Here is a 21623-nt window from a genome sequence, read left to right on the forward strand (position 1 = left end):
CCGAATCGAATACTATAACTACGTAAAAAGACTATACATATCAACATTTTTTCTTTGATACATAGATGGAATAGCAATGAAGCTTAACTTTTATGCCGTATACATTCAAAATACTAGCTCTCTGAAAAAACAACCTATAGATTTATTGTCATTTCTGACAGAGCAGGTAATAAACGCTAAGAATCATGCTCAGCAGATTGAAGACTACTATGTTTTTGCACATCATATAATTAATGATAGTTTTATCCTGACAAAAACATTTGATTCAGAACTAGTTAAAAAAATCAATAGAAAAACACTTTCGGTTGATGAAATAAGAAATGCGCTTAGTTCAGATGAGTCATTAGGATTCCCATCATTTTTATTAATAAGAAAAAATATTATCGGATATGCAAATACATTATTCGGCCCAAAAACTCGTGATCTTGCGGCTTACCTAAAAGGAAAGGGAGCAATACCTGATGGATACTCACTATTCATAGAACCTTTGATGAGAGATATAACAAAGGATGATGCTTTAAGCATGCAGTTTATAGGAAGAACAACGGTAAGGGTTGAAAATGGGTCAAAACTTCTCAGCCCCCTACTTAGAGTGCTTGGTGCACAAGCAGTTGACGAAGAGCTCTTAGAAGGACTGGAAATAACCGTGAAGCCTAAACGTTTACGAAATATAAAATCTGTTGCCAAAGGGATTATTAGCAATGTGGATGAACAACATGAGAGCATTCACCTGAAGGGTAAAGAACAAGCTGCAGATATTCTTACAGAATATTATCTTTCTGACAAAGGCCACATTGGAGCAAATATCTATAAATCATCGAATGAAGACATAGCATCCGAAATGTCAACTTGCTATCTCAGGATGAAATTGATTATAATGGAAAGTTATAATAGAACATTTGGAGATGAGTTACCACTATAATATTGGGGGGCTATATGAAGTCACGGCACAGGATAGCGCCAGCAATAATACTTTTTCTTTTGCCATTCCCAATTATTATAAGTGCGTATTATCTAATCCGCCACATGTTTCCGGGTATGGCTTTTAGCGAGCACAGAGATGCGCTGGGGGGCGCTATTGCCGCTTATTCTGGTACTACAATTGCGATACTTATAGCCGCTTTAACATTTCTGATGGGGCTGGGAGGCAGGAATATTCGCAAATTGAAAACATATGGCTATATGACATCAATCATAATCATGTATGGATTAACTTTTTGCGAGCTAGGAGTACTTTTCTTTAATGGCTTGTTTTTACTTGCAACAAGTAAAAATCCTATACTAATGCTACCATCAATCGCTATTGGTTTATCAGGTACGTCACTAATCCATATTGGCATGCTCCTGATGCAATTACTTAATCTGTCAAAGCATAAGTAACCCGGCCTTGCCGGGTTTTCTTTTGCCTCCCCTCATCACACAAACCGTTCAAAAAACCACCACGACCTCGCTTCAGTTATCGCTATGCGATGCAAGTCACAAAATAAATCCATCTTAAATACAACCAGTTATATCTAAAACAACCAACAAAACAACTTTTGTTGTTGACGATAAAACAACTATAGTTTTAAATGAATTCATCGCAACAACACAACGATACGGCAATCACCTGATTCACCGTTGCGATGACCGCTTAGATCCGCAGCTTGAATTTCAGCAGGCTCCGGGGAGTGCGAGGGGTGAAGCGGACGCGTGAACGTCGGTGTGACCAGCTGAAATCAACTCAACACTTCATACCTCAGTCGCTTCAACGAGGCGACTTAGTTATGACAACCGGCGGCCATCCACCGCCTGAATACGCGCAGAAGTCTCTATATGTTCAGCAGCCCAGCTTACGGGCAGGAGTTTTTATGGTTCATCAACATTACGGAACGCAGACCGTTAATCGCGGTGCGGTCATGCCAGGAATGCTGGTCAAACACAAAGATGGTACCTGGACTGCATCAGCTAATTTACGCGGACGGCTATATCTGCATCGCGGCATCGAGCGCACTTATACCCGTGATTTGCTCGTGGAAGTTTTTCTCGACGGACGAGGCAACGGACTGAATCACTAATCCCCTTTCCTGTTTTCCTAATCAGCCTGGCATTTCGCGGGCGATATTTTCACAGCCATTTTCAGGAGTTCAGCCATGAACGCTTATTACATTCAGGATCGTCTTGAGGCTCAGAGCTGGGCACGTCACTACCAGCAGATCGCCCGTGAAGAGAAAGAGGCAGAACTGGCAGACGACATGGAAAAGGGTCTGTCCCAGCACCTGTTTGAATCACTCTGCATCGATCATTTGCAACGCCACGGGGCCAGCAAAAAAGCCATTACCCGTGCGTTTGATGACGATGTTGAGTTTCAGGAGCGCATGGCAGAACACATCCGGTACATGGTTGAAACCATTGCTCACCACCAGGTTGATATTGATTCAGAGGTATAAAACGAATGAGTACTGCACTCGCAACGCTGGCAGGGAAGCTGGCTGAACGTGTTGGCATGGATTCTGTCGACCCACAGGAACTGATCACCACTCTTCGCCAGACGGCATTTAAAGGTGATGCCAGCGATGCGCAGTTCATCGCATTGCTGATAGTTGCCAACCAGTACGGCCTTAATCCGTGGACGAAAGAAATTTACGCCTTCCCTGATAAGCAGAACGGCATCGTTCCGGTGGTGGGCGTTGATGGCTGGTCCCGCATCATCAATGAAAACCAGCAGTTTGATGGTATGGACTTTGAGCAGGACAATGAATCCTGCACATGCCGGATTTACCGCAAGGACCGTAATCATCCGATCTGCGTTACCGAGTGGATGGATGAATGCCGCCGCGAACCATTCAAAACCCGCGAAGGCAGAGAAATCACGGGGCCGTGGCAGTCGCATCCCAAACGGATGTTACGTCATAAAGCCATGATTCAGTGTGCCCGTCTGGCCTTCGGATTTGCTGGTATCTATGACAAGGATGAAGCCGAGCGCATTGTCGAAAATACCGCATACACTGCAGAACGTCAGCCGGAACGCGACATCACTCCGGTTAACGATGAAACCATGCAGGAGATTAACACTCTGCTGATCACCCTGGATAAAACATGGGATGACGACTTATTGCCGCTCTGTTCCCAGATATTTCGCCGCAACATTCGTGCATCGTCAGAACTGACACAGGCCGAAGCAGTAAAAGCTCTTGGATTCCTGAAACAGAAAGCCGCAGAGCAGAAGGTGGCAGCATGACACCGGACATTATCCTGCAGCGTACCGGGATCGACGTGAGAGCTGTCGAACAGGGGGATGATGCGTGGCACAAATTACGGCTCGGCGTCATCACCGCTTCAGAAGTTCACAACGTGATAGCAAAGCCCCGCTCAGGAAAGAAGTGGCCTGACATGAAAATGTCCTACTTCCACACCCTGCTGGCTGAGGTTTGCACCGGTGTGGCTCCGGAAGTTAATGCTAAGGCGCTGGCCTGGGGAAAACAGTACGAGAACGACGCCAGAGCCCTGTTTGAGTTTACTTCCGGCGTGAATGTTACTGAATCCCCGATCATCTATCGCGACGAAAGTATGCGCACCGCCTGCTCTCCCGATGGTTTATGCAGTGACGGCAACGGCCTTGAACTGAAATGCCCGTTTACCTCCCGGGATTTCATGAAATTCCGGCTCGGTGGTTTCGAGGCCATAAAGTCGGCTTACATGGCCCAGGTGCAGTACAGCATGTGGGTGACGCGAAAAGATGCCTGGTACTTTGCCAACTATGACCCGCGCATGAAGCGTGAAGGCCTGCATTATGTCGTGATTGAGCAGGATGAAAAGTACATGGCGAGTTTTGACGAGATGGTGCCGGAGTTCATCGAAAAAATGGACGAGGCACTGGCTGAAATTGGTTTTGTATTTGGGGAGCAATGGCGATGACGCATCCTCACGATAATATCCGGGTAGGCGCAATCACTTTCGTCTACTCCGTTACAAAGCGAGGCTGGGTATTTCCCGGCCTTTCTGTAATCCGAAATCCCCTGAAAGCACAGCGGCTGGCTGAGGAGATAAATAATAAACGGGGGGGGCTGTATGCACAAAGCATCTCCCGTTGAGTTAAGAACGAGTATCGAGATGGCACATAGCCTCGCTCAAATTGGAGTCAGGTTTGTGCCAATACCAGTAGAAACAGACGAAGAATTTCACACGTTAGCCGCATCCCTTTCACAAAAGCTGGAAATGATGGTGGCGAAAGCAGAAGCAGATGAGAGAGACCAGGTATGACAACCACTGAATGCATTTTTCTGGCAGCGGGCTTCATATTCTGTGTGCTTATGCTTGCCGACATGGGACTTGTTCAATGACACCTCAGCAGGAAAACGCCCTTCGCAGCATTGCCCGTCAGGCTAATTCTGAAATCAAAAAAGCCAGACAGCAGTTTCCGGATAAAAACGTCGATGACATTTGCCGTAGCGTACTGAAGAAGCACCGCGAAACGGTAACGCTGATGGGATTCACACCGACTCATTTAAGCCTGGCAATCGGCATGTTAAACGGCGTCTTTAAGGAACGATGAACATGAAAAGCAAAATCATCAGGGAGCTACAGGCTCCTTTTTTATTATTCGCATTCACCCTCAAGCGTATTAACCAACAATTCAGGGATTAATGGAAGATGGCAGACATCATTGATTCAGCATCAGAAATTGAAGAATTACAGCGCAACACAGCAATAAAAATGCGTCGTCTGAACCACCAGGCTATATCTGCCACTCATTGTTGTGAGTGTGGCGATCCGATAGATGAACGAAGACGACTGGCCATTCAGGGTTGTCGGACTTGCGCCAGCTGCCAGCAAGATCTGGAGCTTATCCGCAAGCAAAGGGGGATTAAGTGATGGCTAACCTGCAACTTGCTGTTAAAAGTGAATACTTCGATGCCATGATTCGCGGAGAGAAAACGGAAGAGTATCGCCTGTGTAATGACTACTGGAAAAAGCGCCTCGTTAACCGCGAGTATGGCTGTCTGATCATCACGAAGGGATATCCGAAGCGCGACGATTTCAGTCGCAGAATTGATGTTCCGTATGATGGATATGAAGTGAAGACAATCACACATCCGCACTTTGGCGATAAACCGGTAAAGGTGTTCGCTATAAAGGTGAATATCAGCACTGAATATCAATCCGCACAACACAAGGTCAAGAATGTTCAGAGTGATTTACCCTAACACCTGGTACGTCGACCACCACGGCACTCCCTGCAAAATCCTGCGTTCTACCCACAACAAAGTTCACTACATCCGAAAAGGCAGAACATGTATCGCCAGCATGTTCCGCTTTAATCATGACTTTGAACCTGTCAGTAAAGTGGAATCAGAGCGGATAGCCGAAGAGATCGATACAGCAGAACACATTAAGAAGTTACGTGCCATACGCAGGAAATAGAAAAATTGATAAATTCAATACTGCATTTCTCAGCATTAAATTTATCTCTATGATCAGTCAAGAGATGTACCTGCCATGAGCTTAATATCATGTCAGATATATCGGTCACAAACTCCCTCAGCAGCTAAGAGGAGGACAAATGTCTCGACTAATCACTTTACAGGACTGGGCTAAAGAAGAATTTGGGGACTTAGCACCAAGTGAGCGAGTTCTGAAAAAATACGCGCAAGGGAAAATGATGGTCCCACCCGCTATAAAAGTTGGTCGCTACTGGATGATTGACCGAAATTCCCGTTTTGTAGGAACGCTTGCAGAACCGCAACTCCCAATAAACGCAAACCCAAAACTCCAACGGATAATCGCTGATGGCTGCTAGACCCCGATCTCACAAAATCTCTATACCCAATTTATATTGCAAATTAGATAAGCGAACCGGAAAGGTATATTGGCAATACAAACATCCACTATCCGGTCGTTTTCATAGCTTAGGAACTGATGAGAATGAAGCAAAACAAGTTGCTACTGAAGCAAATACCATTATTGCTGAACAACGTACCCGACAAATATTAAGCGTCAATGAGCGTCTGGAAAGAATGAAAGGCAGGCGCTCAGACATTACGGTGACAGAATGGCTTGATAAATATATTTCTATCCAGGAGGACAGGTTGCAACATAATGAACTAAGACCCAACTCCTATCGGCAAAAAGGCAAACCCATTCGTCTTTTCCGTGAGCATTGTGGAATGCAACACCTCAAGGATATTACCGCACTTGATATTGCCGAAATAATTGATGCTATAAAGGCTGAAGGCCATAACAGGATGGCGCAAGTCGTTAGAATGGTGTTGATCGACGTCTTCAAAGAAGCACAACACGCAGGACATGTTCCGCCAGGATTTAACCCAGCGCAGGCAACAAAACAACCGCGAAATCGAGTAAACCGCCAAAGATTGTCACTGCCAGAATGGCAGGCAATATTTGACAGCGTAAGCAAACGGCAGCCCTATTTAAAATGCGGGATGCTACTTGCTCTTGTTACTGGACAACGTTTAGGCGATATCTGCAATTTGAAATTCTCTGATATCTGGGACGACATGTTGCACATTACTCAGGAAAAAACCGGTTCAAAACTTGCTATTCCACTTAACCTGAAATGCGATGCTCTGAATATTACCCTTCGTGAAGTTATATCTCAGTGCAGGGATGCTGTTGTTAGTAAATATCTGGTCCATTACCGTCACACTACCTCTCAAGCAAACAGAGGAGACCAGGTTTCTGCAAATACTCTGACAACGGCTTTTAAAAAGGCCAGGGAAAAATGTGGCATAAAATGGGAGCAAGGAACTGCGCCCACATTTCATGAGCAGCGATCTCTGTCAGAACGGTTATATCGGGAACAGGGTCTGGATACGCAAAAGTTGTTAGGCCATAAATCCAGAAAAATGACCGACCGATACAATGATGATCGTGGTAAAGACTGGATTATCGTAGATATCAAAACAGCATAGAAAATAGCCAGTTTTGGGGAAGGGTTTTGGGGAAAGTTTTGGGGAAGATTTTACATCATCATAAAACAACGGGCGTATAACACGCCCGTTTCAATATTTAACACATATAGAGATTACATGTTCTTGATGATCGCATCACCAAACTCTGAACATTTCAGCAGTTTAGCGTCTTCCATCAGACGTTCGAAGTCATAGGTTACGGTCTTCGCGTTAATCGCGCCTTCCATACCTTTAACAATCAGATCTGCGGCTTCAGTCCAGCCCATATGGCGCAGCATCATCTCAGCGGAGAGGATGATAGAGCCTGGGTTAACTTTATCCTGACCGGCATATTTCGGTGCAGTACCGTGGGTGGCTTCAAACAGCGCGCATTCGTCACCGATGTTTGCGCCAGGGGCGATACCAATACCGCCAACCTGCGCTGCCAGGGCGTCAGATATATAGTCACCGTTCAGGTTCATACAGGCGATAACGTCGTATTCAGCCGGACGCAACAGGATCTGTTGCAGGAACGCATCAGCGATCACATCTTTAATAACGATCTCTTTGCCGGTATTCGGGTTTTTAACTTTCAGCCACGGGCCGCCGTCGATCAGTTCACCGCCAAACTCTTCACGCGCCAGCTGGTAGCCCCAGTCTTTAAACGCGCCTTCGGTGAACTTCATGATGTTGCCTTTGTGCACCAGGGTCACAGAGTCACGATCGTTAGCAATTGCGTATTCGATCGCGGCACGAACCAGACGTTTGGTGCCTTCTTCAGAACACGGCTTAATGCCGATACCGCAATGTTCCGGGAAGCGGATTTTCTTCACGCCCATCTCTTCACGCAGGAATTTAATCACTTTCTCAGCGTCGGCAGAGTCAGCTTTCCATTCGATACCCGCATAAATGTCTTCCGAGTTTTCACGGAAGATAACCATATCGGTCAGTTCAGGGTGTTTAACCGGGCTTGGAGTGCCCTGATAGTAACGTACCGGACGCAGGCAGATGTAGAGATCCAGTTCCTGGCGCAGGGCTACGTTCAGAGAACGAATACCGCCACCAACCGGGGTGGTCAGCGGACCTTTAATGGCAACGCGATATTCACGAATCAGATCAAGGGTTTCAGCAGGCAGCCAGACGTCCTGACCATAAACCTGTGTGGATTTTTCACCGGTGTAAATTTCCATCCAGGAGATTTTACGCTCGCCTTTATAGGCTTTCTCGACCGCAGCGTCGACCACTTTCAGCATGGCTGGGGTTACATCTACACCGATTCCATCACCTTCGATGTAAGGGATAATCGGATTTTCAGGAACGTTGAGTTTGCCGTTTTGCAGGGTGATCTTCTTGCCTTGTGCCGGAACAACTACTTTACTTTCCATTCACCTCTCCTTCGAGCGCTACTGGTTTGCTCGTCTGCCACCACGTTGCATATGCGTTTGCGTCCTGCGATACGGATGCTTTAGAGCAATTTTTTGTTAATGATTTGTAATTGGCTTGTCAATACTACCCTATTGTTTGCCGTCATGAAAGATGCGCGTTATTAGGCTATAATGCGGCAATTCATAATCTCTGAAAATACCATGCAAAAAACTTCTTTTAGAAATCACCAGGTTAAGCGATTCAGCTCGCAACGTTCTACCAGGCGAAAACCTGAAAACCAGCCCACGCGCGTGATCCTGTTCAATAAACCCTACGATGTTCTTCCGCAGTTCACCGATGAAGCAGGGCGTAAAACATTAAAAGAATTCATCCCGGTTCAGGGCGTTTATGCGGCTGGTCGTCTCGACAGAGATAGCGAAGGGTTACTGGTGCTGACTAATAATGGCGCGTTACAGGCGCGTTTAACCCAGCCGGGCAAACGCACCGGGAAAATCTATTATGTGCAGGTGGAAGGCATTCCTACGGAAGACGCTCTTGAAGCCTTGCGCAATGGCGTAACCTTAAATGATGGCCCTACCCTGCCCGCTGGCGTGGAATTGGCTGAAGAACCGGAGTGGTTATGGCCGCGTAATCCGCCAATTCGTGAACGAAAAAGTATTCCCACCAGCTGGCTGAAGATCACCTTATATGAAGGACGTAATCGCCAGGTACGCCGCATGACCGCCCATGTTGGTTTCCCCACACTGCGACTGATTCGCTATGCGATGGGGAGTTACACGCTGGATAATCTTGCTAATGGCGAATGGCGAGAAACCACAGAATAAGGAAGCACAATGTTTAAACCGCACGTTACCGTTGCCTGCGTGGTGCACGCAGAAGGCAAATTTTTAGTCGTTGAAGAGACGATTAATGGTAAAGCGTTATGGAACCAACCTGCCGGGCATCTGGAAGCAGATGAAACCTTAGTGGAAGCCGCCGCGCGTGAGCTGTGGGAAGAGACGGGCATCAGCGCGCAACCGCAACACTTTATTCGTATGCATCAGTGGATTGCGCCGGATAAGACGCCGTTTTTGCGCTTCCTGTTTGCCATTGAGCTTGAGCAAATATGCCCGACCCAGCCTCATGACAGCGATATCGACTGCTGCCGTTGGGTCAGCGCCGAAGAAATTTTACAGGCGTCAAATCTGCGTTCGCCGCTGGTGGCGGAAAGTATTCGTTGTTATCAAAGCGGGCAACGCTATCCGCTGGAGATGATTGGCGATTTTAACTGGCCTTTTACAAAGGGTGTCATCTAAAAGGCTGCGTGATAGAATACGCCGCCTTGAAGTTCAATGTCGTGAGTGATCCAATGTCTGAAACCGCAAAAAAAGTAATCGTCGGCATGTCCGGCGGTGTCGATTCCTCCGTTTCTGCCTGGCTGTTGCAACAACAGGGATATCAGGTCGAAGGCCTGTTTATGAAGAACTGGGAAGAAGACGACGGTGAGGAATATTGCACGGCGGCAGCGGATCTGGCTGATGCCCAGGCTGTCTGCGACAAGCTCGGCATTGAACTGCACACCGTTAACTTTGCTGCCGAGTACTGGGACAACGTCTTCGAACTGTTCCTTGCCGAATATAAAGCCGGTCGCACGCCGAATCCGGATATTCTGTGCAACAAAGAGATCAAATTTAAAGCTTTCCTCGAATTTGCCGCCGAAGATTTAGGTGCCGATTATATCGCTACCGGTCATTACGTACGTCGGGCAGATGTCGATGGCAAGAGCCGCCTGCTGCGTGGTCTGGACAGCAATAAAGACCAGAGCTACTTCCTTTACACGCTTAGCCATGAGCAGATTGCGCAAAGCCTGTTCCCGGTCGGCGAACTGGAAAAACCGCAGGTGCGTAAGATTGCTGAAGATCTCGGTCTGGTTACCGCGAAGAAAAAAGACTCTACCGGCATTTGCTTTATTGGCGAACGTAAATTCCGCGAGTTCCTGGGGCGTTATCTCCCGGCGCAACCGGGCAAAATAATTACCGTTGATGGCGATGAAATTGGCGAACACCAGGGGCTGATGTATCACACCCTCGGTCAGCGTAAAGGTCTGGGTATCGGTGGCACTAAAGATGGCACCGAAGAACCGTGGTACGTCGTCGATAAAGACGTCGAGAATAACATTCTGGTTGTCGCGCAGGGTCATGAGCATCCACGTCTGATGTCTGTTGGGTTGATTGCCCAGCAGTTGCACTGGGTCGATCGTGAACCGTTCACCGGCACTATGCGTTGCACGGTGAAAACCCGCTATCGCCAGACCGACATCCCATGCACCGTCAAGGCGCTGGGCGATGATCGCATTGAAGTGATTTTCGATGAGCCGGTTGCCGCCGTGACGCCGGGCCAGTCTGCCGTCTTCTACAACGGTGAAGTGTGCCTCGGTGGCGGTATTATTGAGCAGCGTCTGCCGCTGCCGGTCTGATTATTATCTTTACTTAAAACAAGGAAGCAGTGAACGTGGCAAAGAATTACTATGACATCACCCTCGCCCTGGCCGGTATTTGTCAGTCGGCTCGCCTGGTGCAACAACTCGCTCACCAGGGGCATTGTGATGCCGATGCGCTACACGTTTCACTCAACAGTATTATTGATATGAACCCCAGCTCCACGCTGGCGGTTTTTGGCGGTAGCGAAGCCAACCTACGCGTCGGGCTGGAAACCCTGCTCGGCGTGCTCAATGCCAGCAGCCGTCAGGGTTTGAACGCTGAGTTAACCCGCTACACCCTTAGCCTGATGGTGCTTGAGCGTAAACTTTCATCTGCCAAAGGTGCGCTCGACACTCTGGGCAACCGGATCAACGGCCTGCAACGCCAGCTCGAACACTTCGATTTACAGTCCGAAACGCTGATGAGCGCGATGGCTGCTATCTATGTTGATGTTATCAGCCCGCTTGGCCCGCGCATTCAGGTCACCGGTTCCCCTGCTGTACTGCAAAGCCCGCAGGTGCAGGCGAAAGTTCGCGCAACCCTGCTGGCAGGCATTCGCGCCGCCGTGCTCTGGCACCAGGTCGGCGGTGGACGTCTGCAACTGATGTTTTCTCGTAATCGCCTGACCACTCAGGCAAAACAAATTCTTGCTCATTTAACCCCGGAGTTGTGATCTATGGAATTATCCTCACTGACCGCCGTTTCCCCTGTCGATGGACGCTACGGCGATAAAGTCAGCGCGCTGCGCGGGATTTTCAGCGAATATGGTTTGCTGAAATTCCGTGTACAAGTTGAAGTACGTTGGCTGCAAAAACTAGCCGCGCACGCAGCGATCAAGGAAGTTCCTGCTTTTGCTGCCGACGCAATCGGTTACCTTGATGCAATCGTCGCTAATTTCAGCGAAGAAGATGCTGCACGCATCAAAACCATCGAGCGTACCACTAACCACGACGTTAAAGCGGTTGAGTATTTCCTGAAAGAAAAAGTGGCAGATATCCCGGAACTGCACGCGGTATCTGAATTCATTCACTTTGCCTGTACTTCGGAAGATATCAATAACCTCTCCCACGCGTTGATGCTGAAAACCGCGCGTGATGAAGTGATCCTGCCATACTGGCGTCAACTGATTGACGGTATTAAAGATCTCGCTATTCAGTACCGCGATATTCCGCTGCTGTCCCGTACCCACGGTCAGCCAGCCACGCCGTCAACCATCGGGAAAGAGATGGCTAACGTTGCCTACCGTATGGAACGCCAGTACCGCCAACTTAACCAGGTGGAGATCCTCGGCAAAATCAACGGCGCCGTCGGTAACTATAACGCCCACATCGCCGCTTACCCGGAAGTTGACTGGCATCAGTTTAGCGAAGAGTTCGTCACCTCGCTGGGTATTCAGTGGAACCCGTACACCACGCAGATTGAACCGCACGACTACATTGCCGAGCTGTTTGATTGCGTTGCGCGCTTTAACACTATTCTGATCGACTTTGACCGTGACGTCTGGGGTTATATCGCTCTTAACCACTTCAAACAGAAAACCATTGCTGGTGAGATTGGTTCTTCCACCATGCCGCATAAGGTTAACCCGATCGACTTCGAAAACTCCGAAGGGAACCTGGGGCTTTCCAACGCAGTGTTGCAGCACCTGGCCAGCAAACTGCCGGTTTCCCGCTGGCAGCGTGACCTGACCGACTCCACCGTGCTGCGTAACCTCGGCGTGGGTATTGGTTATGCACTGATTGCTTACCAGTCTACCCTGAAAGGCGTGAGCAAACTGGAAGTGAACCGTGACCATCTGCTGGATGAACTGGATCACAACTGGGAAGTGCTGGCTGAGCCGATCCAGACAGTCATGCGTCGCTATGGCATTGAAAAACCGTATGAAAAGCTGAAAGAGCTGACTCGCGGTAAGCGCGTTGACGCCGAAGGCATGAAGCAATTTATCGACGGTCTGGCGCTGCCAGAAGAAGAGAAAGCGCGCCTGAAAGCGATGACGCCGGCTAATTATATTGGTCGTGCCATCACGATGGTTGATGAGCTGAAATAATCCCCTGTCAAGGCCGGATGGCGATGCTGTCCGGCCTGCTTCTTAAGCGAATCTTTTCCTGTGTTACCTCCCCTACCCGCTGGTTTAATTAATGTTTACTCCCATAAATACATAATCGCGTTACACTATTTTAATAATTAAGACAGGGAGAAATAAAAATGCGCGTACTGGTTGTCGAAGACAATGCGTTGTTACGTCACCATCTTAAAGTTCAGATTCAGGACGCTGGTCATCAGGTCGATGACGCAGAAGATGCCAAAGAAGCAGATTATTATCTCAATGAACATTTACCGGATATTGCCATTGTCGATCTTGGCTTGCCTGATGAAGATGGTCTGTCGCTGATCCGCCGCTGGCGTAGCAATGATGTTTCACTACCGATTCTGGTATTAACCGCCCGTGAAAGCTGGCAGGACAAAGTCGAAGTCTTAAGTGCCGGTGCTGATGATTACGTGACCAAACCGTTTCATATTGAAGAGGTGATGGCGCGTATGCAGGCGTTGATGCGGCGTAATAGCGGTCTGGCTTCACAGGTTATTTCGCTGCCACCGTTTCAGGTTGATCTCTCCCGCCGTGAATTATCCATTAACGACGAAGTGATCAAACTGACCGCGTTTGAATACACCATTATGGAAACGCTAATCCGTAATAACGGCAAAGTGGTCAGCAAAGATTCGCTGATGTTACAGCTCTATCCGGATGCCGAACTGCGGGAAAGCCATACCATTGATGTATTAATGGGCCGACTGCGTAAGAAAATTCAGACGCAATATCCGCAAGAAGTGATTACCACCGTTCGCGGCCAGGGCTATCTGTTCGAATTGCGCTGATGAAAAAATTACTGCGTATTTTTTCCCCACTCTCGCTACGGGTTCGTTTTCTGTTGGCAACGGCAGCGGTAGTGCTGGTGCTTTCGCTTGCCTACGGGATGGTCGCGCTGATCGGTTATAGCGTCAGTTTCGATAAAACCACGTTTCGGCTGTTACGTGGCGAGAGCAACCTGTTCTATACCCTCGCGAAGTGGGAAAACAACAAATTGCATGTCGAATTGCCAGAAAATATCGACAAGCAAAGCCCTACTATGACACTGATCTATGATGAGAACGGGCAACTTTTATGGGCGCAGCGTGACGTTCCCTGGTTGATGAAAATGATCCAGCCTGACTGGCTGAAATCTAATGGCTTCCATGAAATAGAAGCGGATGTTAACGATACCAGCATCTTGCTGAGTGAAGATCATTCTATACAGCAACAGTTGCAGGAAGTACGGGAGGATGACGACGACGCTGAGATGACTCACTCGGTGGCAGTAAACATCTATCCGGCAACGTCGCAGATGCCAAAGTTAACCATTGTGGTGGTTGATACCATCCCTGTAGAGCTTAAAAGTTCCTATATGGTGTGGAGCTGGTTTGTCTATGTGCTCTCAGCCAACCTGCTGTTAGTGATCCCTCTGTTATGGGTCGCCGCCTGGTGGAGTTTACGCCCTATCGAAGCCCTGGCAAAAGAAGTCCGCGAACTGGAAGAGCACAACCGGGAACTACTCAACCCTACCACCACGAGGGAACTTACCAGCCTGGTACGTAACCTGAACCGACTGTTAAAAAGTGAGCGTGAACGTTATGACAAATACCGCACTACGCTCACCGACCTGACGCACAGTCTGAAAACACCGCTGGCGGTGCTGCAAAGTACGCTACGTTCCATGCGTAGTGAGAAGATGAGCGTCAGCGAAGCAGAGCCAGTAATGCTGGAACAAATCAGCCGCATCTCGCAACAAATTGGCTACTACCTGCATCGCGCCAGTATGCGCGGTGGAACATTACTTAGCCGCGAATTGCATCCTGTCGCCCCACTGCTGGACAATCTCACCTCGGCGCTGAACAAAGTTTATCAGCGTAAAGGGGTTAATATTTCCCTCGATATCTCGCCAGAAATCAGCTTTGTGGGTGAGCAGAATGATTTTGTCGAAGTGATGGGCAACGTACTGGATAACGCCTGTAAATACTGTCTTGAGTTTGTCGAAATTTCAGCCAGACAAACCGATGATCATCTCTATATTGTTGTCGAGGATGATGGCCCCGGTATTCCATTAAGCAAGCGAGAGGTCATTTTCGACCGTGGTCAACGTGTTGACACTTTGCGCCCAGGACAAGGTGTCGGTCTGGCAGTCGCACGTGAAATTACCGAGCAATACGACGGAAAAATCATCGCCGGAGAGAGTATGCTCGGCGGTGCACGAATGGAAGTGATTTTTGGTCGCCAGCATTCTTCGCCAAAGAGTGAATAAATATGCCCTTTCTTCACGCATTACGTTAAGCATCCGTTATAATCGGTTGCAGATACCAGCCTGTGGATGCTTAACATGGAATACCAACTTACCCTTAACTGGCCCGATTTTCTTGAACGCCACTGGCAGAAACGTCCGGTAGTGTTAAAACGCGGCTTTAATAATTTTATTGACCCAATCTCTCCAGACGAGTTAGCGGGTCTGGCGATGGAAAGCGAAGTCGACAGTCGGCTGGTCAGTCACCAGGATGGTAAATGGCAGGTCAGCCACGGTCCATTCGAAAGCTACGATCATCTCGGTGAGACCAACTGGTCATTGCTGGTGCAGGCAGTAAATCACTGGCATGAACCAACCGCCGCGCTGATGCGTCCGTTTCGTGAACTGCCGGACTGGCGCATTGACGACCTGATGATCTCATTTTCCGTACCCGGCGGCGGCGTCGGCCCGCATCTCGATCAATACGATGTGTTTATTATCCAGGGAACCGGTCGTCGTCGCTGGCGAGTGGGCGAAAAGCTGCAAATGAAACAGCACTGCCCGCACCCGGATCTGTTACAGGTCGATCCGTTCGAAGCCATCATCGATGAAGAGCTGGAGCCTGGCGATATTCTTTATATTCCGCCGGGATTCCCGCACGAAGGCTACGCGCTGGAAAATGCGATGAACTACTCTGTCGGTTTTCGTGCGCCCAATACGCGGGAGCTGATCAGCGGTTTTGCCGATTATGTTCTGCAACGTGAGCTGGGCGGTAATTATTACAGCGATCCGGATATCCCTCCTCGCGCCCATCCGGCTGATGTTCTGCCGCAAGAGATGGATAAATTGCGTGAGATGATGCTTGAACTGATCAACCAGCCGGAGCACTTTAAGCAATGGTTTGGCGAGTTTATTTCCCAGTCACGTCATGAACTGGATATCGCGCCGCCAGAGCCGCCTTATCAGCCGGATGAAATCTACGATGCGCTGAAACAAGGTGATGTGCTGGTGCGCCTGGGTGGTCTGCGCGTATTGCGCATTGGTGATGATGTATACGCCAATGGTGAAAAGATCGATTCTCCGCACCGTCCGGCACTGGATGCGCTCGCCAGTAATATTGTGCTGACTGCCGAGAATTTTGGCGATGCGCTGGAAGATCCATCATTCCTCGCGATGCTCGCGGCGCTGGTCAATAGCGGGTATTGGTTCTTCGAAGGGTAAGTTTGGATGTAAGCCGGATGCGGCATCACATGCCGCATCCCTTTTCGCTTACTTCCGTTGCGCCGTTAACTCGGCAATACGCACGATCACCTGCACCGCTTTTTCCATTCCTTCCAGGGTCACAAACTCATGTTTACCATGATAGTTGTAACCGCCAGTGAACAGGTTCGGGCACGGTAATCCCATAAACGACAACTGCGCGCCGTCGGTGCCGCCACGGATCGGCTTCAGATCCGGTTCAATATCACAATCGCGCATCGCCTGCTGGGCGATATCGAGAATATGCGGATGATCCACAATTTTCTCGCGCATGTTGTAGTAACTGTCTTCAATCACCAGTTCAATGTAGCAATCAGGGTGCAGCCCTTTGCCCACTTTCTTGGCAATCTCCATCATCTTACGTTTACGCGCTTCAAACTGTTTACGATCGAAATCACGAATGATGTAGTGCATATCGGCGCGCTCAACGGTGCCTTTCATGCTCGTCAGGTGATAAAAACCTTCATAACCTTCGGTAGTTTCTGGGCTTTCATCCGCCGGAACTTCTGCATGAATGCGTGCGGCCAGCGATAGCGCGTTAACCATCACGCCTTTTGCCGAGCCTGGGTGAACGTTGTTACCGACAATTTTGATATTCACCGATGCGGCGTTGAAGTTTTCAAACTCCAGTTCGCCTACGCCACCACCATCGACGGTGTAAGCCCAACGAGCATCAAAGGCGTCAACATCAAAGTGTTTCGCCCCTTTCCCCACTTCTTCATCTGGCGTAAAGGCGACGCGAATATCGCCATGCGGAATGTTTTTCTGCTGCAATACCGCCAGCGCGGTCATAATTTCCGCAATACCGGCTTTATCGTCAGCGCCCAATAGCGTTTTGCCATCGGTGGTGATCAGCGTCTGCCCCAGCAATTGATGCAGAACCGGGAACATCACTGGTGACAAGACTTCGTCGCCAATACCCAGCGCGATGTCGCCACCACGATAGTTTTCAACAATTTGCGGATTTACATTTTTACCGCTGCAATCCGGAGAGGTATCCACATGAGAAATAAAACCAATCGCCGGGATATCGCCAAGAACGTTAGCCGGTAACGTCGCCATTAGCGTTCCTTTCTCGCTTAAGGTCACATTGATAAGCCCCATCTCTTCGAGCTGATCTTTCAACAAATGCAATAACTTCCACTGACCTTCCGTGCTGGGAACCTGTCTCACTCCCGCTTTTGATTGGGTATCCAGAGACACGTAGTTCAAAAAACGCTCAAGTAGTTTATCCATGTAGTCACCCTCACTTTTCGTGACAACATTATTAAGAAGCAAGAAAAGACAAATATTGCGTCAGGTCACTTTTACCCCTGCAAGCGGGAATATTTATCAACATTACCTTAATCAATATAAAGCTAAGCCAGTAATTCACAACAAGGATTGGCGATTCCGATGGTTTGCCGTAGAATTACCGCCCTCATTAAGAGTCACCAAGGTGGTTAACCACAAACCCCGCATCGGTAAGCCATCCGTTGCGTTTACATGGGACAGAGTAAAAAATTGAATAAACAACCGAGTTCGCTTTCACCGCTGGTGCAATTGGCGGGAATTCGCAAATGCTTTGATGGTAAAGAAGTCATTCCCCAGCTTGATCTGACTATCAACAATGGCGAGTTCCTCACGCTGCTTGGCCCTTCTGGCTGCGGTAAAACAACCGTTCTTCGCCTGATTGCGGGTCTGGAAACTGTTGATTCCGGGCGCATCATGCTGGATAACGAGGACATCACCCACGTTCCGGCGGAAAACCGCTATGTGAACACCGTTTTCCAAAGCTACGCGTTATTCCCCCACATGACCGTATTCGAAAATGTGGCCTTTGGCTTGCGTATGCAAAAAACCCCCGCTGCTGAAATTACGCCTCGCGTGATGGAAGCCCTGCGGATGGTACAACTGGAAACCTTCGCTCAACGCAAACCGCATCAACTCTCTGGCGGTCAGCAGCAACGCGTGGCCATTGCCCGCGCAGTGGTTAACAAGCCTCGTCTGTTGTTGCTTGATGAATCGCTTTCCGCGCTGGATTACAAACTGCGCAAACAGATGCAGAACGAGTTAAAAGCGTTACAGCGAAAACTTGGCATTACTTTCGTCTTCGTTACCCACGACCAGGAAGAGGCACTCACTATGTCTGACCGGATTGTGGTGATGCGCGATGGTCGCATTGAACAAGACGGCACACCACGTGAAATCTACGAAGAACCCAAAAACCTGTTTGTTGCCGGATTCATTGGCGAAATCAATATGTTTAACGCCACGGTGATCGAACGTCTCGACGAGCAACGCGTACGCGCCAACGTTGAAGGCCGCGAGTGTAATATCTACGTTAACTTCGCCGTTGAACCGGGGCAAAAACTGCATGTTCTGCTGCGCCCGGAAGACTTACGTGTTGAAGAGATTAACGACGACAACCACGTCGAAGGGCTGATTGGTTACGTTCGCGAGCGTAACTACAAAGGCATGACGCTGGAGTCGGTTGTCGAACTGGAAAATGGCAAGATGGTGATGGTCAGCGAATTCTTCAACGAAGACGATCCTGACTTTGACCACTCACTCGACCAGAAAATGGCCATTAATTGGGTAGAAAGCTGGGAGGTCGTACTGGCTGATGAAGAACACAAGTAAGTTCCAGAATGTAGTGATTGTCACTATCGTCGGTTGGCTTGTGTTGTTTGTCTTTCTGCCCAACCTGATGATCATTGGCACCAGCTTTTTGACCCGCGACGACGCAAGTTTCGTCAAAATGGTCTTTACGCTGGATAACTACACACGTCTGCTCGATCCGCTCTATTTTGAAGTGCTCGTGCACTCACTGAATATGGCGCTGATCGCCACTCTCGCCTGCCTGGTGCTGGGCTACCCGTTTGCCTGGTTTCTGGCAAAACTGCCGCATAAAGTGCGACCGCTGCTGCTGTTTCTGCTGATTGTTCCGTTCTGGACAAACTCGCTGATTCGTATCTACGGGCTAAAAATTTTCCTCAGCACCAAAGGCTATCTCAACGAGTTCCTGCTGTGGCTGGGCGTTATTGATACCCCAATTCGCATCATGTTCACCCCCGGCGCGGTGATTATCGGTCTGGTTTACATTCTGCTGCCGTTTATGGTGATGCCACTCTATTCCAGTATTGAAAAACTGGATAAACCTTTACTGGAAGCGGCGCGCGATCTCGGTGCCAGCAAATTGCAGACTTTTATCCGTATTATTATTCCGCTGACGATGCCGGGAATTATTGCCGGATGTCTGCTGGTGATGCTGCCAGCTATGGGCTTGTTCTATGTATCCGACCTGATGGGAGGTGCGAAAAACCTGCTGATCGGTAACGTCATCAAGGTACAGTTCCTCAATATTCGTGACTGGCCATTTGGTGCAGCCACCAGCATTACGCTGACTATCGTAATGGGCCTGATGTTACTGGTTTACTGGCGCGCTTCTCGTCTGCTGAACAAGAAGGTGGAACTCGAATGATCGGTCGACTGCTTCGCGGCGGTTTTATGACCGCTATCTACGCGTACCTGTATATCCCAATCATTATTTTGATTGTGAACTCCTTTAACAGCTCGCGCTTTGGCATTAACTGGCAGGGTTTTACTACCAAATGGTATAGCCTGCTGATGAACAACGACAGCCTGTTACAGGCAGCGCAGCATTCACTAACAATGGCGGTGTTTTCGGCGACGTTTGCTACGCTTATCGGTTCACTGACGGCAGTTGCGCTGTACCGTTATCGCTTTCGTGGTAAGCCGTTCGTTAGCGGAATGCTGTTTGTGGTGATGATGTCACCAGATATCGTGATGGCGATTTCGCTGCTGGTGCTGTTTATGCTGCTGGGTATTCAGCTTGGCTTCTGGTCGCTGCTGTTCTCGCATATCACCTTCTGCCTGCCATTTGTGGTGGTGACAGTGTATTCGCGCCTGAAAGGTTTTGACGTGCGAATGCTGGAAGCGGCGAAAGATCTCGGTGCCAGCGAATTTACCATTCTGCGAAAAATCATTCTGCCACTGGCAATGCCAGCGGTAGCGGCGGGCTGGGTGTTAAGCTTTACCCTGTCGATGGACGATGTGGTAGTTTCTTCGTTCGTCACCGGACCAAGTTATGAAATTCTGCCGTTAAAAATTTATTCGATGGTCAAAGTCGGCGTATCGCCGGAAGTTAACGCGCTGGCAACCATATTACTGGTGCTGTCGCTGGTAATGGTAATTGCCAGCCAGCTTATTGCTCGTGATAAAACGAAAGGTAACACAGGGGACGTTAAATGAAAAAATGGTCACGCCACCTGCTCGCGGCGGGTGCTCTGGCACTGGGCATGAGCGCCGCTCACGCCGATGACAACAACACGCTGTATTTCTACAACTGGACCGAGTACGTGCCGCCAGGACTGCTTGAACAGTTCACCAAAGAAACCGGTATTAAGGTTATCTATTCGACTTACGAGTCGAACGAAACCATGTATGCCAAGCTGAAAACGTACAAAGACGGTGCCTATGACCTGGTGGTTCCTTCAACCTATTACGTCGATAAAATGCGTAAAGAAGGGATGATCCAGAAGATCGACAAGTCGAAGTTAACGAACTTCAGCAATCTCGATCCAGACATGCTCAACAAGCCTTTTGACCCGAATAACGACTACTCCATTCCGTATATCTGGGGTGCGACGGCGATTGGCGTTAACGGTGATGCGGTGGATCCGAAATCCGTTACCAGCTGGGCCGATCTGTGGAAGCCTGAGTACAAAGGCAGCCTGCTGCTGACCGACGATGCCCGTGAAGTGTTCCAGATGGCGCTGCGTAAGCTGGGCTATTCCGGTAACACCACCGATCCGAAAGAGATTGAAGCTGCATATAACGAGCTGAAAAAACTGATGCCAAACGTCGCAGCGTTTAACTCCGATAACCCGGCTAACCCGTACATGGAAGGCGAAGTTAACCTCGGCATGATCTGGAACGGTTCTGCTTTCGTTGCGCGCCAGGCGGGTACGCCAATTGACGTGGTGTGGCCGAAAGAAGGCGGCATTTTCTGGATGGACAGCCTGGCGATCCCGGCAAATGCCAAAAACAAAGAAGGCGCGCTGAAATTGATCAACTTCCTGCTGCGCCCGGATGTGGCAAAACAGGTTGCCGAAACTATCGGTTATCCAACGCCAAACCTTGCGGCGCGTAAGCTGTTAAGCCCGGAAGTAGCGAACGATAAAACGCTCTACCCGGATGCTGAAACCATTAAAAATGGTGAATGGCAGAATGACGTTGGCGCAGCCAGCAGCATTTATGAAGAGTATTATCAGAAGCTGAAAGCAGGACGTTAATTCAGCAAACGGGCGGTG

27 protein-coding genes and 1 pseudogene are annotated in these 21623 nt (G+C 49.0%); 26 read left to right on the forward strand and 2 right to left on the reverse strand.

Going from position 1 to position 21623, the window contains the following annotated elements; genetic code table 11:
* Nucleotides 1-76: 76 nt before the first annotated feature.
* The 14 genes and pseudogenes from LG381_RS17420 to LG381_RS17485 all read left to right on the forward strand — a co-directional run bounded on the left by LG381_RS17420 (nucleotide 77) and on the right by LG381_RS17485 (nucleotide 6911).
* On the forward strand, nucleotides 77-922 hold the full coding sequence (locus LG381_RS17420) for a hypothetical protein (RefSeq protein WP_032236361.1): 846 nt from the start codon (nucleotides 77-79) through the stop codon (nucleotides 920-922).
* A gap of 14 nt (nucleotides 923-936) precedes the next feature.
* Complete coding sequence (locus tag LG381_RS17425; RefSeq protein WP_047402964.1) at nucleotides 937-1380, forward strand: hypothetical protein; 444 nt, start codon at nucleotides 937-939, stop codon at nucleotides 1378-1380.
* Between the two features lie 470 nt (nucleotides 1381-1850).
* Nucleotides 1851-2057, forward strand: coding sequence for a phage encoded cell division inhibitor protein (locus LG381_RS17430; RefSeq protein ID WP_000233576.1), 207 nt, complete (start codon nucleotides 1851-1853; stop codon nucleotides 2055-2057).
* 75 nt (nucleotides 2058-2132) lie between these two features.
* The gene (locus LG381_RS17435) at nucleotides 2133-2429 is read left to right on the forward strand and encodes a host-nuclease inhibitor Gam family protein (RefSeq protein ID WP_021515706.1); all 297 of its coding nucleotides are present in this window, start codon (nucleotides 2133-2135) and stop codon (nucleotides 2427-2429) included.
* Between the two features lie 5 nt (nucleotides 2430-2434).
* Complete coding sequence (gene bet / locus LG381_RS17440; RefSeq protein ID WP_225762695.1) at nucleotides 2435-3220, forward strand: phage recombination protein Bet; 786 nt, start codon at nucleotides 2435-2437, stop codon at nucleotides 3218-3220.
* Nucleotides 3217-3897 carry a lambda exonuclease family protein gene (locus LG381_RS17445; RefSeq protein ID WP_000186778.1) on the forward strand — a complete coding sequence of 227 codons (681 nt, stop codon included), beginning with the start codon at nucleotides 3217-3219 and terminating at the stop codon, nucleotides 3895-3897. The genes bet and LG381_RS17445 overlap by 4 nt, the downstream gene beginning before the upstream one ends.
* A pseudogene (locus tag LG381_RS17450) lies at nucleotides 3894-4078 on the forward strand (DUF1317 domain-containing protein). Before LG381_RS17445 ends, LG381_RS17450 begins: the two are co-directional and overlap by 4 nt.
* Nucleotides 4051-4242, forward strand: coding sequence for a DUF1382 family protein (locus LG381_RS17455; RefSeq protein ID WP_000548531.1), 192 nt, complete (start codon nucleotides 4051-4053; stop codon nucleotides 4240-4242). Before LG381_RS17450 ends, LG381_RS17455 begins: the two are co-directional and overlap by 28 nt.
* Nucleotides 4243-4318: 76 nt before the next feature.
* Nucleotides 4319-4534: a hypothetical protein gene (locus tag LG381_RS17460; protein ID WP_000188870.1), complete on the forward strand. Its 216-nt coding sequence runs from the start codon at nucleotides 4319-4321 to the stop codon at nucleotides 4532-4534.
* 98 nt (nucleotides 4535-4632) lie between these two features.
* Nucleotides 4633-4854: a TraR/DksA family transcriptional regulator gene (locus LG381_RS17465; protein WP_225762696.1), complete on the forward strand. Its 222-nt coding sequence runs from the start codon at nucleotides 4633-4635 to the stop codon at nucleotides 4852-4854.
* Nucleotides 4854-5186 carry an ASCH domain-containing protein gene (locus LG381_RS17470; RefSeq protein WP_225762697.1) on the forward strand — a complete coding sequence of 111 codons (333 nt, stop codon included), beginning with the start codon at nucleotides 4854-4856 and terminating at the stop codon, nucleotides 5184-5186. The genes LG381_RS17465 and LG381_RS17470 overlap by 1 nt, the downstream gene beginning before the upstream one ends.
* Nucleotides 5164-5403: a DUF4222 domain-containing protein gene (locus LG381_RS17475; RefSeq protein ID WP_000490217.1), complete on the forward strand. Its 240-nt coding sequence runs from the start codon at nucleotides 5164-5166 to the stop codon at nucleotides 5401-5403. Before LG381_RS17470 ends, LG381_RS17475 begins: the two co-directional genes overlap by 23 nt.
* A 139-nt stretch (nucleotides 5404-5542) precedes the next feature.
* Nucleotides 5543-5779 (forward strand): excisionase, encoded by a 237-nt coding sequence (locus LG381_RS17480; RefSeq protein ID WP_059268247.1) that lies wholly within the window; start codon nucleotides 5543-5545, stop codon nucleotides 5777-5779.
* Nucleotides 5769-6911, forward strand: coding sequence for a site-specific integrase (locus tag LG381_RS17485; protein ID WP_225762698.1), 1143 nt, complete (start codon nucleotides 5769-5771; stop codon nucleotides 6909-6911). The genes LG381_RS17480 and LG381_RS17485 overlap by 11 nt, the downstream gene beginning before the upstream one ends.
* A 113-nt stretch (nucleotides 6912-7024) precedes the next feature.
* Here LG381_RS17485 and icd read toward each other — a convergent pair whose 3' ends face one another.
* Nucleotides 7025-8275: an NADP-dependent isocitrate dehydrogenase gene (gene icd / locus LG381_RS17490; protein ID WP_225762699.1), complete on the reverse strand. Its 1251-nt coding sequence runs from the start codon at nucleotides 8273-8275 to the stop codon at nucleotides 7025-7027.
* 171 nt (nucleotides 8276-8446) lie between these two features.
* On the opposite strand from icd, the gene rluE reads away from it, so the two are divergent.
* The 8 genes from rluE (at nucleotide 8447) to roxA (ending at nucleotide 16269) form a co-directional block, all read left to right on the forward strand.
* A complete protein-coding gene (rluE, locus tag LG381_RS17495; protein ID WP_001248687.1) occupies nucleotides 8447-9100 on the forward strand; it encodes a 23S rRNA pseudouridine(2457) synthase RluE in 654 nt (217 codons plus the stop codon).
* Between the two features lie 9 nt (nucleotides 9101-9109).
* The gene (nudJ, locus tag LG381_RS17500; RefSeq protein ID WP_000476093.1) at nucleotides 9110-9571 is read left to right on the forward strand and encodes a phosphatase NudJ; all 462 of its coding nucleotides are present in this window, start codon (nucleotides 9110-9112) and stop codon (nucleotides 9569-9571) included.
* Nucleotides 9572-9624: 53 nt separating this feature from the next.
* A complete protein-coding gene (gene mnmA, locus LG381_RS17505; protein WP_225762700.1) occupies nucleotides 9625-10731 on the forward strand; it encodes a tRNA 2-thiouridine(34) synthase MnmA in 1107 nt (368 codons plus the stop codon).
* A gap of 35 nt (nucleotides 10732-10766) precedes the next feature.
* Nucleotides 10767-11408: a high frequency lysogenization protein HflD gene (hflD, locus tag LG381_RS17510; RefSeq protein WP_001297479.1), complete on the forward strand. Its 642-nt coding sequence runs from the start codon at nucleotides 10767-10769 to the stop codon at nucleotides 11406-11408.
* A gap of 3 nt (nucleotides 11409-11411) precedes the next feature.
* Nucleotides 11412-12782: an adenylosuccinate lyase gene (gene purB, locus LG381_RS17515; RefSeq protein WP_000423715.1), complete on the forward strand. Its 1371-nt coding sequence runs from the start codon at nucleotides 11412-11414 to the stop codon at nucleotides 12780-12782.
* A 158-nt stretch (nucleotides 12783-12940) separates the two neighbouring features.
* Nucleotides 12941-13612, forward strand: coding sequence for a two-component system response regulator PhoP (gene phoP, locus LG381_RS17520; RefSeq protein ID WP_001265482.1), 672 nt, complete (start codon nucleotides 12941-12943; stop codon nucleotides 13610-13612).
* A complete protein-coding gene (phoQ, locus tag LG381_RS17525) occupies nucleotides 13612-15072 on the forward strand; it encodes a two-component system sensor histidine kinase PhoQ (RefSeq protein ID WP_222679717.1) in 1461 nt (486 codons plus the stop codon). Before phoP ends, phoQ begins: the two co-directional genes overlap by 1 nt.
* 75 nt (nucleotides 15073-15147) lie before the next feature.
* Nucleotides 15148-16269, forward strand: coding sequence for a [50S ribosomal protein L16]-arginine 3-hydroxylase (roxA, locus tag LG381_RS17530; RefSeq protein ID WP_000456504.1), 1122 nt, complete (start codon nucleotides 15148-15150; stop codon nucleotides 16267-16269).
* Nucleotides 16270-16317: 48 nt separating this feature from the next.
* Here the strand turns inward: roxA and pepT are convergent, their stop codons facing one another.
* Complete coding sequence (pepT, locus tag LG381_RS17535; protein ID WP_225762701.1) at nucleotides 16318-17544, reverse strand: peptidase T; 1227 nt, start codon at nucleotides 17542-17544, stop codon at nucleotides 16318-16320.
* A 249-nt stretch (nucleotides 17545-17793) separates the two neighbouring features.
* Between pepT and potA the strand changes: the two genes are divergently transcribed.
* Genes potA through potD form a run of 4 tightly spaced genes read left to right on the forward strand, consistent with a single transcriptional unit; the run spans nucleotide 17794 to nucleotide 21605 of the window.
* Nucleotides 17794-18930, forward strand: a complete 1137-nt coding sequence (gene potA, locus LG381_RS17540) for a spermidine/putrescine ABC transporter ATP-binding protein PotA (protein ID WP_105281021.1) — start codon at nucleotides 17794-17796, stop codon at nucleotides 18928-18930.
* On the forward strand, nucleotides 18914-19771 hold the full coding sequence (gene potB / locus LG381_RS17545) for a spermidine/putrescine ABC transporter permease PotB (RefSeq protein WP_225762702.1): 858 nt from the start codon (nucleotides 18914-18916) through the stop codon (nucleotides 19769-19771). Before potA ends, potB begins: the two co-directional genes overlap by 17 nt.
* A complete protein-coding gene (potC, locus tag LG381_RS17550; protein WP_000580316.1) occupies nucleotides 19768-20562 on the forward strand; it encodes a spermidine/putrescine ABC transporter permease PotC in 795 nt (264 codons plus the stop codon). The genes potB and potC overlap by 4 nt, the downstream gene beginning before the upstream one ends.
* Nucleotides 20559-21605 carry a spermidine/putrescine ABC transporter substrate-binding protein PotD gene (gene potD, locus LG381_RS17555; RefSeq protein WP_000759317.1) on the forward strand — a complete coding sequence of 349 codons (1047 nt, stop codon included), beginning with the start codon at nucleotides 20559-20561 and terminating at the stop codon, nucleotides 21603-21605. Before potC ends, potD begins: the two co-directional genes overlap by 4 nt.
* Nucleotides 21606-21623 lie beyond the last annotated feature (18 nt).

The organism is Escherichia sp. Marseille-Q3837, assembly GCF_916618735.1.
Lineage (GTDB): Bacteria > Pseudomonadota > Gammaproteobacteria > Enterobacterales > Enterobacteriaceae > Escherichia > Escherichia ruysiae.